At 68.1% G+C, this 14,467-nt stretch carries 26 protein-coding genes and 1 pseudogene; all 27 read right to left on the bottom strand.

The annotated features are described in order from the left end of the window. Positions 1-37 precede the first annotated feature (37 nt). The 27 genes and pseudogenes from rpsM to rpsJ all read right to left on the bottom strand — a co-directional run bounded on the left by rpsM (position 38) and on the right by rpsJ (position 14,376). A complete protein-coding gene (rpsM, locus tag RM540_RS09985; protein ID WP_311663652.1) occupies positions 38-418 on the bottom strand; it encodes a 30S ribosomal protein S13 in 381 nt (126 codons plus the stop codon). Between the two features lie 82 nt (positions 419-500). Then, positions 501-617, bottom strand: coding sequence for a 50S ribosomal protein L36 (gene rpmJ, locus RM540_RS09980; protein WP_095510537.1), 117 nt, complete (start codon positions 615-617; stop codon positions 501-503). A gap of 163 nt (positions 618-780) precedes the next feature. Continuing rightward, positions 781-999: a translation initiation factor IF-1 gene (gene infA, locus RM540_RS09975; protein ID WP_094549367.1), complete on the bottom strand. Its 219-nt coding sequence runs from the start codon at positions 997-999 to the stop codon at positions 781-783. 13 nt (positions 1,000-1,012) lie between these two features. After that, positions 1,013-1,864: a type I methionyl aminopeptidase gene (map, locus tag RM540_RS09970; protein ID WP_311663647.1), complete on the bottom strand. Its 852-nt coding sequence runs from the start codon at positions 1,862-1,864 to the stop codon at positions 1,013-1,015. Further along, the gene (secY, locus tag RM540_RS09965; RefSeq protein ID WP_311663645.1) at positions 1,865-3,181 is read right to left on the bottom strand and encodes a preprotein translocase subunit SecY; all 1,317 of its coding nucleotides are present in this window, start codon (positions 3,179-3,181) and stop codon (positions 1,865-1,867) included. A 52-nt stretch (positions 3,182-3,233) separates the two neighbouring features. Then, positions 3,234-3,692 (bottom strand): 50S ribosomal protein L15, encoded by a 459-nt coding sequence (gene rplO, locus RM540_RS09960; protein WP_311663643.1) that lies wholly within the window; start codon positions 3,690-3,692, stop codon positions 3,234-3,236. A 183-nt stretch (positions 3,693-3,875) separates the two neighbouring features. Further along, positions 3,876-4,055 carry a 50S ribosomal protein L30 gene (gene rpmD / locus RM540_RS09955; RefSeq protein ID WP_311663641.1) on the bottom strand — a complete coding sequence of 60 codons (180 nt, stop codon included), beginning with the start codon at positions 4,053-4,055 and terminating at the stop codon, positions 3,876-3,878. An 87-nt stretch (positions 4,056-4,142) separates the two neighbouring features. Then, positions 4,143-4,691, bottom strand: a complete 549-nt coding sequence (rpsE, locus tag RM540_RS09950) for a 30S ribosomal protein S5 (protein ID WP_311663639.1) — start codon at positions 4,689-4,691, stop codon at positions 4,143-4,145. Between the two features lie 12 nt (positions 4,692-4,703). Next, positions 4,704-5,057: a 50S ribosomal protein L18 gene (gene rplR, locus RM540_RS09945; RefSeq protein ID WP_311663637.1), complete on the bottom strand. Its 354-nt coding sequence runs from the start codon at positions 5,055-5,057 to the stop codon at positions 4,704-4,706. 69 nt (positions 5,058-5,126) lie between these two features. Beyond that, complete coding sequence (gene rplF / locus RM540_RS09940) at positions 5,127-5,693, bottom strand: 50S ribosomal protein L6 (protein WP_311663635.1); 567 nt, start codon at positions 5,691-5,693, stop codon at positions 5,127-5,129. A gap of 48 nt (positions 5,694-5,741) precedes the next feature. Beyond that, entirely contained in the window at positions 5,742-6,143 is a 402-nt protein-coding gene (rpsH, locus tag RM540_RS09935; RefSeq protein ID WP_311663633.1) for a 30S ribosomal protein S8, read from the bottom strand. A gap of 130 nt (positions 6,144-6,273) precedes the next feature. After that, positions 6,274-6,543 (bottom strand): 30S ribosomal protein S14, encoded by a 270-nt coding sequence (rpsN, locus tag RM540_RS09930; RefSeq protein ID WP_311663631.1) that lies wholly within the window; start codon positions 6,541-6,543, stop codon positions 6,274-6,276. Between the two features lie 38 nt (positions 6,544-6,581). Then, positions 6,582-7,154: a 50S ribosomal protein L5 gene (rplE, locus tag RM540_RS09925; protein ID WP_311663629.1), complete on the bottom strand. Its 573-nt coding sequence runs from the start codon at positions 7,152-7,154 to the stop codon at positions 6,582-6,584. Positions 7,155-7,204: 50 nt separating this feature from the next. Next, the gene (rplX, locus tag RM540_RS09920; RefSeq protein ID WP_311663627.1) at positions 7,205-7,591 is read right to left on the bottom strand and encodes a 50S ribosomal protein L24; all 387 of its coding nucleotides are present in this window, start codon (positions 7,589-7,591) and stop codon (positions 7,205-7,207) included. A 4-nt stretch (positions 7,592-7,595) separates the two neighbouring features. Next, positions 7,596-7,964 (bottom strand): 50S ribosomal protein L14, encoded by a 369-nt coding sequence (rplN, locus tag RM540_RS09915; protein ID WP_311663625.1) that lies wholly within the window; start codon positions 7,962-7,964, stop codon positions 7,596-7,598. Positions 7,965-8,006: 42 nt separating this feature from the next. Further along, the gene (gene rpsQ / locus RM540_RS09910; RefSeq protein ID WP_311663623.1) at positions 8,007-8,297 is read right to left on the bottom strand and encodes a 30S ribosomal protein S17; all 291 of its coding nucleotides are present in this window, start codon (positions 8,295-8,297) and stop codon (positions 8,007-8,009) included. A gap of 205 nt (positions 8,298-8,502) precedes the next feature. After that, the gene (gene rpmC, locus RM540_RS09905) at positions 8,503-8,724 is read right to left on the bottom strand and encodes a 50S ribosomal protein L29 (RefSeq protein WP_311663621.1); all 222 of its coding nucleotides are present in this window, start codon (positions 8,722-8,724) and stop codon (positions 8,503-8,505) included. A 54-nt stretch (positions 8,725-8,778) separates the two neighbouring features. Further along, on the bottom strand, positions 8,779-9,231 hold the full coding sequence (locus RM540_RS16550; protein ID WP_489753815.1) for a helix-hairpin-helix domain-containing protein: 453 nt from the start codon (positions 9,229-9,231) through the stop codon (positions 8,779-8,781). 27 nt (positions 9,232-9,258) lie between these two features. Next, a pseudogene (rplP, locus tag RM540_RS09900) lies at positions 9,259-9,666 on the bottom strand (50S ribosomal protein L16); the annotation flags it as partial. Between the two features lie 38 nt (positions 9,667-9,704). Further along, complete coding sequence (rpsC, locus tag RM540_RS09895) at positions 9,705-10,463, bottom strand: 30S ribosomal protein S3 (protein WP_311663619.1); 759 nt, start codon at positions 10,461-10,463, stop codon at positions 9,705-9,707. A gap of 22 nt (positions 10,464-10,485) precedes the next feature. Then, on the bottom strand, positions 10,486-10,857 hold the full coding sequence (rplV, locus tag RM540_RS09890) for a 50S ribosomal protein L22 (RefSeq protein ID WP_311663617.1): 372 nt from the start codon (positions 10,855-10,857) through the stop codon (positions 10,486-10,488). A 66-nt stretch (positions 10,858-10,923) separates the two neighbouring features. Beyond that, the gene (gene rpsS, locus RM540_RS09885) at positions 10,924-11,202 is read right to left on the bottom strand and encodes a 30S ribosomal protein S19 (protein ID WP_311663615.1); all 279 of its coding nucleotides are present in this window, start codon (positions 11,200-11,202) and stop codon (positions 10,924-10,926) included. A 5-nt stretch (positions 11,203-11,207) separates the two neighbouring features. Continuing rightward, the gene (rplB, locus tag RM540_RS09880) at positions 11,208-12,038 is read right to left on the bottom strand and encodes a 50S ribosomal protein L2 (protein WP_311663613.1); all 831 of its coding nucleotides are present in this window, start codon (positions 12,036-12,038) and stop codon (positions 11,208-11,210) included. Positions 12,039-12,138: 100 nt separating this feature from the next. Beyond that, a complete protein-coding gene (gene rplW / locus RM540_RS09875; RefSeq protein ID WP_311663611.1) occupies positions 12,139-12,432 on the bottom strand; it encodes a 50S ribosomal protein L23 in 294 nt (97 codons plus the stop codon). A 2-nt stretch (positions 12,433-12,434) separates the two neighbouring features. Continuing rightward, positions 12,435-13,289: a 50S ribosomal protein L4 gene (gene rplD / locus RM540_RS09870; RefSeq protein ID WP_311663610.1), complete on the bottom strand. Its 855-nt coding sequence runs from the start codon at positions 13,287-13,289 to the stop codon at positions 12,435-12,437. A 79-nt stretch (positions 13,290-13,368) separates the two neighbouring features. Next, a complete protein-coding gene (gene rplC / locus RM540_RS09865; RefSeq protein WP_311663609.1) occupies positions 13,369-13,995 on the bottom strand; it encodes a 50S ribosomal protein L3 in 627 nt (208 codons plus the stop codon). A gap of 72 nt (positions 13,996-14,067) precedes the next feature. Beyond that, a complete protein-coding gene (gene rpsJ / locus RM540_RS09860; protein ID WP_311663608.1) occupies positions 14,068-14,376 on the bottom strand; it encodes a 30S ribosomal protein S10 in 309 nt (102 codons plus the stop codon). Positions 14,377-14,467: the final 91 nt, after the last annotated feature.

Here is a 14,467-nt window from a genome sequence, read left to right as displayed (position 1 = left end):
AGAGGGCGGGGTGGCCGAAACCGCCCCGCCCCCGCGACTACTTGCGCGGGGCCTTCTTCTTCCCGGCGACCGTCTTCTTGCGGCCCTTCCGGGTGCGGGCGTTCGTCTTCGTCCGCTGGCCGCGGACGGGGAGCCCCTTGCGGTGGCGGAGCCCACGGTAGCAGCCGATGTCCATCAGCCGCTTGATGTTGAGCTGCGTCTCCGTGCGGAGCGAGCCCTCGACGACGTAGTTGTCTTCGATAAGGGACCGGACACGGCGCGTCTCGTCCTCCGACCACTGATCGGGGTACGTGTCGGCGTCCACGCCGGCTCGCTCTAGGATCTCCTGGGCGCGGCTGTCGCCGATGCCGAAGATGGACGTGAGTGCGACCGCGCCGCGCTTGCGGCCGGGGACGTCGACTCCTGCGATTCGAGGCATAGGTCTGAATGCTGAATGGTGAACGCTGAACGATGACGCCTGAGGGTCGACCCCTTCCGCGTTCGTCGTTCGGCGTTCAGAATTACCCTTGGCGCTGCTTGTGCTTGGGGTTCTTCTTGTTGATGATGTAGATGCGGCCTTTCCGGCGGACGATCTTGTCGTCGGCCGACCGCTTCTTGACGCTGGCGCGGACCTTCATGATGCTTCGGGAGGGGGAGCGGACTCGGGGCGGTCAGACAAGAACGCGACACGGTCGGGGAGGAATGCCGACGGCGCCGTGAAAAGCCCGCCGAACCGGCCGCCCCGCCCGTACAGCTGTTCGTGCGGGCGAGGTGGCGTGAACGCGCCCCGCTCCGCCCGCGCTACTTGTAGCGGTAGACGATCCGGCCCTTCGTGAGGTCGTACGGCGACAGCTCGACCGTCACGCGGTCCCCGGGGAGGATGCGGATGTAGAACTTCCGCATCTTGCCGGAGAGCAGTCCCAGGATCTCGTGCCCGTTCTCGAGCTCGACCCGGAACTGGGCGTTAGGGAGGGCTTCGGTCACTTTGCCGTCTTGTCGGATCGCGGGCTGCTTCGCCATAAAGTGGAGTGTGTTACTGCGGGGAGGCCGCCTCATGGGCGGGCGGGGTGGCGGGCGCGCCGGCCTCGGCCAGGGCGCGCTCGATCAGGTCGTAAGAGGAAAGAACCTCGGCGTGCCCCTTCTGAACGAGCACCATGTGCTCGAAGTGCGCGCTCGGGCGCCCGTCGGCCGTGCGGACCGTCCACCCGTCGTCGTCGACGGTGACGTCGGAGGTGCCGCCGTTGATCATGGGCTCAATGCAGAGCGTCATGCCGGGCTTGAGCTTTTTGCCCACACCCTTGCGGCCGACGTTCGGGACGTTCGGAGGCTCGTGGAGGCGCCGCCCCACACCGTGCCCCACGAGGTCGCGCACGACACCGTAGCCCCGCCCCTCGCAGTAATCCTGCACGGCGTGCCCGATGTCGCCCGTGCGCCGCCCCGCCCCCGCCTGCCCGATGCCGAGGTAAAGAGACTCTCGGGTGGTGGCAAGCAGCTCCTGCGTCTCCGCCGACACGGTGCCCACGGGGAACGTGTAGGCAAAGTCACCGAAGTAGCCGTCCAACTCGACGCCGCAATCGACGGAGACGATGTCCCCCTCCTGGAGGGCGTACGAGCTTGGGAAGCCGTGGACCACGACGTCGTTGACCGAGATGCAGAGCGACCCGGGGAACGGCGGCGTGTCGCCGCCCATCCGGTAGCCCTTGAACGCTGGCCGACCGCCCGCGTCTCGGATGACGGCTTCGGCCGCGTCGTCGAGCTCCTGCGTCGGCGTTCCCGGCCGAACGAGCCCGGCGGCCGCAGCGAGCGCGCGCTCGACGACCGCCGCCGCCTTGCGGATGCCCGCGACGTCTCGGTCGGTCTTTAGAACGATTCGGCCCGTCGCCATCTAGCGGCGCCGGCCGCGCACGCGGCCCGTCTTCATGAACCCGTCGTAGTGCCGCATCAGCAGGTGGCTCTCGATCTGCTGGAGCGTGTCGAGCGTCACGCCGACGAGGATGAGCAGGCTCGTGCCGCCGAAGAACTGGGCGAACCCAGGGAGCACGCCGGCCTGCGCCGCGATCGCCGGCAGGATGGCCACGAACCCGATAAAGAGCGCGCCGGGGAGCGTGATCCGCGTCAGGATCGTGTCGATAAACTCGCTCGTCTGCCGGCCGGGCCGGACGCCCGGGATAAAGCCGCCCTGCCGCTTCATCGTGTCCGCCATCTCCTGCGGGTTCACGGCGATGGCCGTGTAGAAGTAGGTAAAGAAGACGCAGATGACGAAGAACAGGACCGAGTACCAGACGCCGAAGATGTCGCCGGTCGCATTGCCCACGCCCACCCAGAACGCGCTGTCAGGGAAGAAGGCCGCGATCGTGCTCGGGATGAACATGATCGACTGCGCGAAGATGATCGGCATCACGCCCGCCGCGTTAACCCGGAGCGGGAGGTACTGCGTGGTCCCGCCGTACTGCTTCCGCCCGACGACGCGCTTGGCGTACTGGACCGGGATCCTCCGTGTCCCCTGCGTCACGAACACGACGCCCATGGTGACGAGGAAGAGGGCGCCGAGCTCGATGAGGAAGACGAAGATGTTGGCCACCTCCGTGAACTGGTTCGCAAGCGCCGCCGGCAGGAAGGCGATGATCCCGATCATGATGATGAGCGAGATGCCGTTCCCAATCCCTTTCTCCGTGATCCGCTCACCGAGCCACATCACGAAGACGGTCCCCGCCGTCAGACAGATGACGCAGACGAGCGTAAAGGCCCACGCCGGAATCACGATCGCTGTCCCGCTCGTGGCTTGGAGGTTGATCGCGTAGCCGATCGATTGGAGCGCCGTGATGGCAACCGTCCCGTACCGCGTGAGCTGCGTGATCTTGCGCCGGCCGTCCTCCCCCTCGCGTTGGAGCTTCTGGAAGTACGGCACCACCGCCCCCAAGAGCTGGACGATGATCGACGCCGTGATGTAGGGCATGATGCCCAACGCGAACACGCCCGCCCGGAAAAACGCCCCACCCACGAACAGGTTGAACAGCCCGAACAGGCCGCCCTGATTCGGGTTAGCGTCCGTGAGCTGCTGGAGCGCAACCGCGTCGATACCCGGCAGGGTCACGTACGACCCCAGCCGGTAGACGACCAGGACGCCGAGCGTAAAGAGAATGCGCTGCCGGAGCTCCTGGATCTTCCAGATGTTGCGGGCAGATTCGACGACCGAGGCCATGGGGTAGAGCTGTCAGCGTTCAGCGCCGGCAAGGAGCCGGCCTGATGCTGGGTTAGTCAACGACAGTGGCGGTGCCACCGGCGGCCTCGATCTTCTGGCGCGCCGAGGCCGAAAAGGCGTGGGCGTGAACGTCGAGCCGCGACGAGAAGTCGCCGTCGCCGAGGATCTTATAGCGGCCGTTCTTGCCGCCGATCCCGAGCGCGCGGAGCGTGTCGGGCGACACCATCGCCCCCTCCTCCAGGCGGCCCTCCTCGACGAGGACGGCGAGACGGCCGATGTTGATCGGGTCGTACGCGACGCGGTTGCGGTTCTTGAACCCGAACTTCGGCACGCGGCGCTGGAGCGGCATCTGCCCGCCCTCGAACCACGTGGGGACGCCGCCGCCCGACCGGCTCTTCTGGCCTTTGTGGCCGCGCGTCGAGGTGCCGCCGTGGCCGGAGCCCTCTCCGCGGCCGACACGCTTGCGCTTCTTGGTGGAGCCCGTTGCGGGCTTCAGGTTGCTGAGGTCCATCGTATGAGTGGCTAGAGACGCCCGCCCCGTCCGTTGTAGGCCAGAGGCAGACTCGCGATGCGCCTGACGGCGCCTGCGCCGATGGCGGCGCGACAAAAAAGATAGGCGGCGCCCCAAGAGAGGGCGGTCGCCTTTTGCGTGAAAGGCCCACCCCGCCCTCGCATACGCGGGCGGGGCGGCGGCTTAGTTTTCGTCGACGGAGACGAGGTGGCGGACCTTCGCCACCATCCCCTGGATCTGGGGGGTCGCCTCGTGCTCGACCGTCCGGCCGATGCGGCCGAGGCCGAGCGCCTGGATCGTCCGCTTCTGGACGCCGGGCCGGCGGATGACGCTCCGCGTCTGGGTAATCTTGATCGTTGCCATGACTAGGGGGAAGAGGGGTGGGGGAAGCGGGAAGGGGCGGGGCGGCCTGAAAGGGAGCGTTCTCCCTTGCCTCTTGCCCCCTCCCTCTTACCCTTCAAACACCTGCTTGATGGTGACCCCGCGGCGGGCGGCGACCTCGGCCGGGTCCTGAAGCTGGTTCAGGGCGTCCATCGTCGCGCTCACCTGGTTGTGCGGGTTCGACGACCCCTGGCTCTTCGAGAGCACGTTGCGGATGCCGGCGCACTCGAGGACCGCGCGGACACCGCCGCCGGCGATCACGCCCGTCCCGTCGGATGCAGGCTTGAGGAGGACGGAGCCGGCGTCGTGGCGGCCGCGGACGGCGTGGGGGATGGAGCCCGTGCCCGTCACCGGCACGCCGATCAGGTTCTTCTTGGCGTCCTCGGTCCCCTTGGAGATCGCGTCGGCGACCTCGTTGGCTTTGCCGAGGCCCTGTCCGACTTGGCCGTTCCCGTCGCCGACGACGACGACGGCGTTGAACGAGAACCGCCGGCCACCTTTGACCACCTTCGCCACGCGGTTGACGGAGACGAGCTTCTCGATAAGGTTGGAGCGGTTGGCGGCGTTGTCACGCCCGTCGTTGCGACGGCCTCGGCCCCGGTTTTGCTGCTGTGCCATGGGAGTGTGTGCTTAGAGGGTGAGCCCGGCGGCGCGGGCGCCCTCGGCGAGGGCCTGGACGTTGCCGTGGTAGCGGTAGCCGCCACGGTCGAAGACGGCGCGGTCAACACCGGCCTCCTTTGCGCGCTCGGCGATCCGCTGCCCGACCGCCTTCGACGCCTCCACGCCGCCGCCCTCCACCCCGCCCTCGCGGGTCGACGCGGCGGCAAGCGTGGTGCCGGCGAGGTCGTCGATAAGCTGGGCGTAGATGTGCTTGTTCGAACGGAACACGCTCAGGCGCGGGCGCTGCGGTGTACCAGACACCTTGGAGCGGATGCGGCGCCGGATGCGTTGGCGCTGAGTGACTTTGCGGGCAGTACGTGCCATCGTAGGGTGCGCTTGGGGCCGACGGTCTGAGCCGTCGTGCCACGCGAAAAATGAAGGGGCGGGGCGGTTCTAGCGGGCGGCCGTCTTGCCGGCCTTCCGGCGGACGAACTCGTCGACGTAGCGGACGCCCTTGCCCTTGTAGGGCTCCGGGGGCCGGAGCGCGCGGATCTTGGCCGCCACCTGACCGACGAGCTGCTTGTCGATGCCGCTGATCTTGACGCGGGGGTTCTGCCCACGTGCCGACTGCGCTTCGATGGTGATGCCCTCCGGCGGCACGAAGTAGATGGGGTGCGAGAATCCGAGGGCGAGCTCGAGCACGTCGAGGCCCGACACCTTGGTCGCTTCGGCGCGGTAGCCCACGCCGATCACCTCGAGCTCTTTGGTGTAGCCGTCGGTGACGCCCTCGACCATGTTGGCGAGGAGCGACCGGGTCAGGCCGTGGAGCGCGCGGTGCCGCTTCTGGTCGGTCGGGCGCGAGACGACGAGGTCACCGTCCTCTTCGGCGACCGAGAGGTCGGGGTCAACGGCGAGGCCAAGCTGGCCTTTCGGCCCCTTGACGGTCGCGTGGTTCTTGCCCGAGACGTCGACCGTGACGCCGTCGGGGAGCGGGATGGGCTGCTTGCCGATTCGAGACATGAGTGCTGCAGGTGCTGGAGGCCGCCCTCGGCCTCGGGGGCGGGGTGGCTAGCTGACGGTGGCGATGACTTCGCCCCCGATCCCGGCGCGCCGGGCCTCCTTGTCCGTCATCACGCCGCGGGACGTCGAGATGATGGCGATGCCGAGCCCGTTCATCACGCGCGGCAACTCGCCGGCGCCGACGTAGCGGCGGAGCCCAGGCTTGGACATCCGCGTGATCGTCTGGATCACGGGCTTGCCTCCACGGAGGTACTTGAGGTAGATCCGAATCAGCCCCTGCTTGTTGTCCTCGACGTTGACGTAGTCTTGGACGTAGCCCTTGTCGAGGAGGATCTGCGTGACCGCCCGCTTCAGCTTGGAGGCCGGGACGTCGACGTAAGGGTGGCGTGCCTTTTGGGCGTTGCGGATCCGGGTGAGGTAGTCCGCGACAGGGTCTGAGAGTGCGCTCATTGCGTCTTCGGCCGGTTCGGAGCAGAGCTCCGCCTGACCGCTAGAGGGTGTAAGGTTCGGGGTCGATGGGTTCGGAGTCCAGGGTTCGGTTCGGGAAACAACCCGGAACGCTAGACCCTGAACCTCATCCCTACCAGCTCGACTTGCGGATGCCGGGGATCTTCCCCTCCATCGCGAGCTCGCGGAACACGTTGCGGCAGACGCCGAACTTGCGGAGGTAGCCGCGGGGGCGCCCCGTGAGGGCGCAGCGGTTGTGGAGGCGGACTGGGCTCGCGTTGCGCGGGAGCCGCTGGAGCCCCTCGTAGTCGCCGGCGGCCTTGAGGGCGGCCCGCTTTTCGGCGTACTTCGCGACGGTCTCGCGGCGCTTCTTCTCGCGGGCGATGACGCTCTTCTTGGCCATGTTGGGTTCGGTAGAGTTCTAAGAGTGGGGCGGGGCGGCTAGGCCACCTCCTGCGTCTCGCGGCGGACGAACGGCATGCCGAGCGCCTTGAGCAGCGCGTAGGCCTCCTCGTCCGTCTCGGCCGTCGTCACGAACGTGACGTCCATGCCGGAGACGCGGGAGACCGAGTCGATGTCGATCTCCGGGAAGATGATCTGCTCCCGGACGCCCAGCGTGTAGTTGCCACGCCCGTCGAACGAGCGGTCGGGGATGCCACGGAAGTCGCGCACGGCGGGGAGCGCGAGCGTTATGAGGCGGTCCACGAACTCCCACATCCGGTCACCCCGGAGCGTGACGGCGACGCCCACGGGCATCCCCTCACGGAGCTTGAAGTTCGAGATCGACTGCCGCGCGTTGCGGACCGCCGGCTGCTGGCCGGTAATCTTGCGAAGCTCCTCAACGGCGTCGTCGAGGATTTTCTTGTTCTGGGACGCCTCGCCGATGCCCTTGTTGATCGTCACCTTGAGCAGGCGCGGGACCTCCATCGGGTTCGAGTACCCGAACTGCTCCGTGAGGGCGGGGGCGATCTCGGAGCGGTAGCGCTCCTTGAAACGGGGGGTGTAGTTCTCCATGGTGTGTGGTTGTCGGGGGCGGGGTGGCCGCCCCGCCCTGGGAGTCCGCTCTAGCTGTCCAGCTCCTCGCCGGTGGTCTTGGCGTAGCGGACCCAACGGCCCCGCCCGGTCTCTACGCTCTCGACGCGCTTCCGCCCGATTCGCGTCGGCGCGCCGTTCCCGTCGACCGGCATCACGTTCGAGATGTGGATCGGCCGCTCCGCCTCAATGCGGCCGCCGTTCGGGTACGCCTGGTTCGGCTTCGTGTGCTTGAGCCGAAGGTTGACGCCCTCCACGAGGACCCTGTCACGGCTCGGGTACACCTCCAGCACGCGGGCCTGGTACCCCTTGGGCCGGTCGTTCTGACCGCCGCCGTGGGCCGTGATTCGCTTCGTCAGGACGACCTGGTCGCCCTTCTTGACGTGGAGCTTTTTCTGCTTGTTCGTGGTACGCGGCATCGGTCTAGAGGACTTCGGGGGCGAGGGAGACGATCCGCATAAACTGGCGGTCGCGGAGCTCGCGGGCGACGGGGCCGAAGATGCGCGTTCCGCGCGGCTCGTCGGCGTCGTTGAGGAGGACGGCTGCGTTCTCGTCGAACCGGATGTACGAGCCGTCAGAGCGCCGGTACTCTTTCTTGGTGCGGACGATGACGGCGCGGGACACGTCGCCCTTTTTCACGTTGCCGCCGGGGATCGCGTTCTTGACCGACACGACGATCGTGTCGCCGACGCGGGCATAGCGGCGGCCCGAGCCGCCGAGGACGCGGATGCAGAGGACCTGCTTGGCCCCGCTGTTGTCGGCGACGTTGAGTCTGGATTCTTGCTGGATCATGGGAGCCGAGGGCGAGCCGCCGGAGCGGCCAGGTGCACGGGGTTATCGGGCGCGTTCGACGACCTCCACGAGCCGCCACCGCTTCGTCTTCGAGAGCGGGCGGGTCTCCTGGATGCGGACTACGTCGCCTTCGCCGGCGTCGTTCGTCTCGTCGTGCGCCTTCAGCTTCGTCGTCTGCTTGATAAACTTGCCGTAGATGGGGTGCTTCACCTGGCGCTCGATGGCGACGGTGATCGTCTTGTCCATCTTGTCGGAGACGACGAGGCCGACGCGGTACTTCCGCGCGCTGCGCTCGGCGGCCGCCGTGTCGGCGGTCTGTGTTTCGTTGGCCATAGCCTTGAGGCCCCTGGGGGGCGGTGCTAGTCGCTTGGTGAGCCGGTACCTCACCAACTACGGAAGGGCGCGGGCGCCCGCTGGGCGGGGCGGCGCCGACCGGCCGGCGCTCAAGCGAGCGGGCCGGGCTGAGCGATTGAGGATACGGGCGGGGCGGGTGAAGGCGCCGTCAGGACCGCCGCCCCGCCCCGCCCCCACTGAAGCTTCACGCGTCGGTCGCCGTCGCACGCGGCGTGTCAGGCGTCTGCTTCTCGCGGAGGACCGTCTTCATACGGGCGATGGCGCGCCGCTTGTCGCGGAGCACGATCGGGTTCTCGAGCCCCGTCACCGTCCGGCGGAACTTGAGGTCTGTGATGTCGCGGGTCTCCTCGTCGATGCGCTGCTCGATCTCGGCAGCGCTCATCTCGCGGATGTCGTTGGCTTTCATGTCTCGTAGGTACAAAGCGCCCCGGCGGCCACGTGGGCGCCGGGGCGGGGTGGTCTAGGCGCTGGCGGGCGGCGTGTTGCCGTCGTCCGACGTGTTGTCGCCCTGGTTCTGCGGGTTCGGGCCGGCGTTCTGCTCGGCCGACTCGTCGGCGTCTTCGCCCACGGGGCGCTCGACGGCGTCTCCCGTCGGGGCCTCCGGCTCGTCGGTGTCGACGACGTTGCCGTCCTCCTCACGGAGCGCGTCCACGTAGTCGTTGAACGCGTCGAAGTCGCCGTCGGCGAGGTACTGGGCCTGCTGAGTCCACGTCTCCTCGTTGACCGACTGCTGGTCGGTCCCGTCGGCCTCGACGATCTCCCGGAGACGGTCCAGGCTGAGACCGGCGAGCCCGGCGTAGGTCGTGATGCCCTGCGCCTCGAACGCCTCGGCGAGCGTGTCGCCCAAGCCGTAGAGGTTCGTGAGGTCGTCGTTTTGGACGTCGGCCGTGAGGCCGGAGGCGTCGCCGGTCACGTCGGCAGGGGGCGGGACGGGCGCCGACTCAGGCCGAACAACGATCTTCGCCTTAACCGGCAGCTTCTGGATGGCGAGCCGGAGCGCTTCGCGCGCCAGGTCCTCGTCCACCCCGCCGATCTCGAACACGATCCGGCCTGGCTTGACGACGGCCACCCAGTACTCGGGCGAGCCCTTGCCCTTGCCCATGCGGGTCTCGGCCGGCTTCTTGGTGATCGGCTTGTCGGGGAACACGCGGATCCACACCTTCCCGACGCGCTTCATCTTGCGCGTCATGGCGATACGGGCGGCCTCGATCTGGCGGCTCGTGAGCCACCCCGCTTCGAGGACCTTGATCCCGTAGTCGCCGAAGGTCACGCGGGCTCCGCGCTGGGCGAGCCCGGTCACGCGGCCCTTCTGCATCTTGCGGAACTTGGTCCGCTTGGGCATCAACATAGCTGTCCTGTCTGTGCTCTAGAAGAGGGGTGTGGGAGTTACCGGCGGCCGCGGCCGCCGCCGCCGCCCCGCCCGCCGCGGTCGTCCCGGCCGCCGCGACGGCGGCGCTCGGGGACGCTGGGGGCCGCGTTCTGCTGGCGCTGCGCCGTCGCGTTCGGGCTGAGGTCGGGCTTGCCGAGCACCTCGCCGTGGAAGATCCAGACCTTGACCCCGCAGGTGCCGGCGGTCGTAAAGGCCGTCGCCTCGGCGTAGTCGATGTCGGCGCGGAGCGTGTGGAGAGGCACGCGGCCTTCGAGGTACTGCTCGGTCCGGCTCATCTCCGAGCCGCCCAGCCGCCCGCCGAGGCGGATACGGATGCCCTGGGCGCCCATCCGCATGGCGGCCCCGAGCGCCTGCTTCATCGCGCGGCGGTAGGACACGCGGCCCTCCAGCTGCTGCGCGATGTTCTGCGCCACGAGCGAAGCGTCCAACTCGGGCCGCTTGATCTCGTTGATGTTGATCTGGATGTCCTTCGAGGTCAGCTTCTTCAGCTCCTCGCGCAGCTTCTCGACCTCGGAGCCGCCCCGCCCGATGATCACGCCCGGGCGCGACGTGTGGAGCGTGAGGATGACGCGCTTGGGCGTCCGCTCGATGACGGTCCGGCTGAGGCCGGCGCGCTTGAGGCGGGCGTCGAGGTAGCGGCGGATCTCCTGGTCCTCGACGAGCATCTCGGAGTACGAGCCGTCGGTGTACCAGTTGGAGTCCCAGCCTCGGATCACGCCGAGACGGAAGCCGATGGGGTTTGTTTTCTGACCCATGAGTCGGGGTGTCTGGGTGTGGTTACGCCTCGACCGCCTCGGCCGTCTCCGCTTCGGGCGTGCCGACGACGACGGTGAGGTGGCTGGAGCGCTTGAGGATGGGGTGGGCGCGCCCGCGCGAGACGGGCTGGAACCGCTTGAGGACCGGGGCCTGGTCGACCATGATCGTCTTCACGATCAGGCGGTCGTCGTCGATCCGCTCGTCCTGGTTCTGGTCCACGAGGTTGCCGTAGGCGTCCTGGATCGCGCGGCGGACCATCTTGGCCGCCTTCTGCGGCATGAACTCGAGCGTGTCGATGGCCGTCTGGGCGTTCTTGCCGCGGACGACGTCGGCCACGATCCGCATCTTTCGCGGGCTGATGCGGAGGTACCTCCGCTTGGCGCGTGCTTCCATGTCTGGTGTGTCTCTAGGGTGGGCGGGGCGGGGCGGAGCGTTGACCGCCCCGCCCGCCCGACGGCGTTAGCGGCGGCGGTCCTTTTTGGCGCCGGCGTGGCCGCGGAACGTCCGCGTCGGGGCGAACTCGCCCAGCCGGTGGCCGATCATGTTCTCGGTCACGTAGACCGGGACGAACTGCTTCCCGTTGTGGACGGCGAACGTGTGCCCGAGCATGTCGGGCGTGATCATCGAGCCGCGGCTCCACGTCTTGACGACGCGCTTTTTGCCGCCCTCGTTCATCTCGTCCACCTTCGCACGGAGCTTGTAGTGGACGAAGGGGCCTTTCTTCAGCGAGCGTGCCATAGGAGTTACTTCTTAGCCTTGCGGCGGCGGACGATGAACTTGTTCGACGCTTTCTTCTTCTTGCGCGTCTTGAAGCCCTTGGCGTAGACGCCGGTCGGGCTCTTCGGGTGGCCGCCGGAGGACTTGCCCTCGCCGCCGCCCATCGGGTGGTCGACCGGGTTCATGGCCACGCCGCGCGTTTGCGGGCGGATGCCGAGCCAGCGCGAACGGCCGGCCTTCCCGATGTCGATGTTCATGTGGTCCGGGTTCGACGTCTGGCCGATCGTGGCCAGACAGTCGACCGGGACCCGGCGGACTTCGCCGGACGGGAGCTTGAGGTTGGCGAACCGCCCCTCGCGCGCCGTCAGCTGCGCCGACGTCCCGGCGCTCCGGGCGAGCTGCGCGCCCTTCCCCGGCTTCATCTCGATCGCGTGGACCTGCGTGCCCAGCGGGATGTTGGCCAGCGGGAGGCAGTTGCCGATCTCAGGCGAGGCGTCCGGCCCGCTCACGAGCGTCTGGCCGACCGTCACCTTGTCGGGCGCGATGATGTAGCGCTTCTCGCCGTCGGCGTAGACCAGGAGGGCGATGCGGGCGCTCCGGTTCGGGTCGTACTCGATCGACGCGACGCGAGCCGGGATGCCGTGCTTGCCCCGCTTAAAGTCGATGATCCGGTACCGGCGCTTGTGGCCGCCGCCGCGGTGGCGGGAGGTCTTGCGGCCGTTGTTGTTGCGGCCGCCGGAACGCTTGCGCACGTCCAGCAGGCTCTTTTCCGGCTCCGACGTCGTGATCGTGTCGAAGGCCGAGACCGAGCGGTGCCGCTGACCCGGTGTGGTCGGGTTGAGCTTACGGATAGCCATGTGTGGGAGGGCCTACGTGCCGCCGGCCGAGCCGGGGCTTTGCGCCCTAGTGGTTCAGAACAGTCAGGATCGCCCCGGGCGGGGCGGAGAACCGAGAACGTTAGACGGACTCGTACAGGTCGATCTCGCCCGAGCGCAGCGTGATGACGGCTTTCTTCCACGCCGCCTGCCGCCCGCGGACGAGGCCGCGCTTGGTGAACTGGCGCTTCCGCTTGCCGCGGACGACCATCGTCCGCACCTCGCCGACTTCGACGTCGGGGTAGCGCGTCTCGAAGGCCTTGCGGATCTCGATCTTGTTGGCCGTCTTCGCGACCTTGAAGGTGTAGTGCTGCCCCTCTTCGATGAGGCGCGTCGACTTCTCGGTGAGGACGGGCTCGATGATGATCTCGTTCATGGTTAGGCCTCAGTCTGGGTGTCGTCGTCGGAGTCCGTCTCCGCCCCGCCCTCGGCGGCGGGCGGGGTGGTGGGCACGTCCGGAGCGGCGGGGTCGGCGGTGGTCGGCGCGTCCTCCATCGGGACCGGGAGGTCCGTCTCCTCCACCCCGCCCTCGGTGGCGGGCGAGGCGGCGGCCTTGGAGCGAGCCGTCTCCGGCGGAGCGGACTGGCCGTCGACGGTCGCCTTCTGGGCGGGGCGGAGCGCCTCGGTCAGCGCCTCGACGGCGCCCTCCTGGAGCAGGATCGTCTTGGCACCGATGAGGTCGAGCGTCGACGCCTGGTCGGCGGCGAGCACCTTCACGCCTGGGATGTTGCGGGCCGAGCGGTAGAGCGTGTTGTCGAGGCCGCTCGAGAGCACGAGCGTCTTGCCGCTCACGCCGTTGCTCTTGAGGAGGTCCGCGATCTCGCGCGTTTTGGGCACGGCCAGGTCGATGTCCTCGATCACGCGGAGCGTCGAGTCGGTCAGCTTGTAGGCCAGCGCGCTGCGCCGGGCCAGCTGCTTCGTCTTGCGGTTGACGCGGACGGTGTACTCGTGCGGGCGGGGACCGAAGATGGTGCCGCCGCCCTTGCGGAGCGGGCTCTTGGCGTCGCCGGCGCGGGCGTTGCCCGTCCCCTTCTGGCGGTACAGCTTGCGGCGCGACTTGGACACTTCGCTGCGCTCCTTCGTCTTGTGCGTGCCCTGGCGCTTATTGGCCTGGATGCTGCGGACGTCGAGCCAGATGGCGTGGTCGTTCGGCTCGATCCCGAAGATGGCGTCGTCGAGTTCGACCTGGCGTCCGGCCTCGGCGCCGGCGCGGGTGTAGACAGAGAGTTTCATGGTTCTGTTGCGTGATGCGTGATTCGTGACGGCCTGGATGCGCGGGCGGGGTGGCGCCGCGTGCATCATTCGTCACGCATCATGCCTTGCGAATCTCGACGATCCCGTTCTTGTGGCCCGGCACGGCGCCCTTGACGAGGATCAGGTTGTTGTCCGGGAAGACGCGGACGACGCGGAGGTTCTTGACCGTCACGCGCTCGCCGCCCGTCCGCCCCGCCATGCGCGTGCCCTTGAACACGCGGCTGGGGTCGGACGCCTGCCCGATCGAACCCGGCGCGCGCTGCCGGTTGTGCTGTCCGTGCGTGGCGTCGTTGACGCCGCGGAAGTTGTGGCGCTTGACGACGCCCTGGAAGCCCTTGCCCTTCGACGTGCCCGAGACGGCGACCGTGTCGCCTTCTTCGAAGCGCTCGACGGTGATCTCGTCGCCGAGCGAGACGTCGTTGTCGAGGTCGGTGCCTCGGAACTCGACGATGTGGCGCTTGGCGTCCACGCCGGCGGCCTCGAAGTGGCCGGCCATGGCCATCGTCGTGTGCTTGGACTTTTTGTCCTGGAAACCGATCTGGACGGCGCGGTAGCCGTCGGTCTCGTCGGTCTTGATCTGGGTGACGGCACACGGGCCGGCTTCGATCACCGTGCAGACGGTCTGCCGTCCGCTGGCGTCGTAGACGCTCGTCATGCCGACCTTGCGGCCGAGAATGGCGCTCATTGAACCGGGGGGTTAGTTAAGCGGAAAAGAGAGCGGGCGGGGTGGTTGCCCCGCCCGTAGATGTCGGTCGGGTCAGACCTTGATTTCGACGTCCACGCCGGAGGGGAGCTCCAGCTTCATGAGGGCGTCGACGGTCTTCGACGACGTCGAGAGGATGTCGATGAGGCGCTTGTGGGCGCGCGTCTCGAACTGGTCCCGCGCCTTCTTGTCGACGTGGGGACCGGAGAGGACCGTGTAGATCGTCTTGCGCGTCGGGAGCGGGATCGGCCCGCTGACGACGGCGCCGGTCGACTTGACCGTGCGGATGATCTTCTCGGCGCTCTTGTCGACGAGCGTGTGGTCGAACGACTTGAGCTTGATGCGGATCTTCTGATTCGCCATGTGTCGTGGCCTGAGGCCAGAGTGAAAAGGGGGCGGACCCAAAGGGCGGGGTGGCGTGTGGACCACCCCGCCCTGTGTCAGCGCGCGTGCT

The organism is Rubrivirga litoralis (assembly GCF_031846415.1).
Classification (GTDB): domain Bacteria; phylum Bacteroidota; class Rhodothermia; order Rhodothermales; family Rubricoccaceae; genus Rubrivirga; species Rubrivirga litoralis.
Note: the sequence above shows the minus strand (reverse complement) of the source record. Positions and strands in the feature narration are given on the sequence as shown.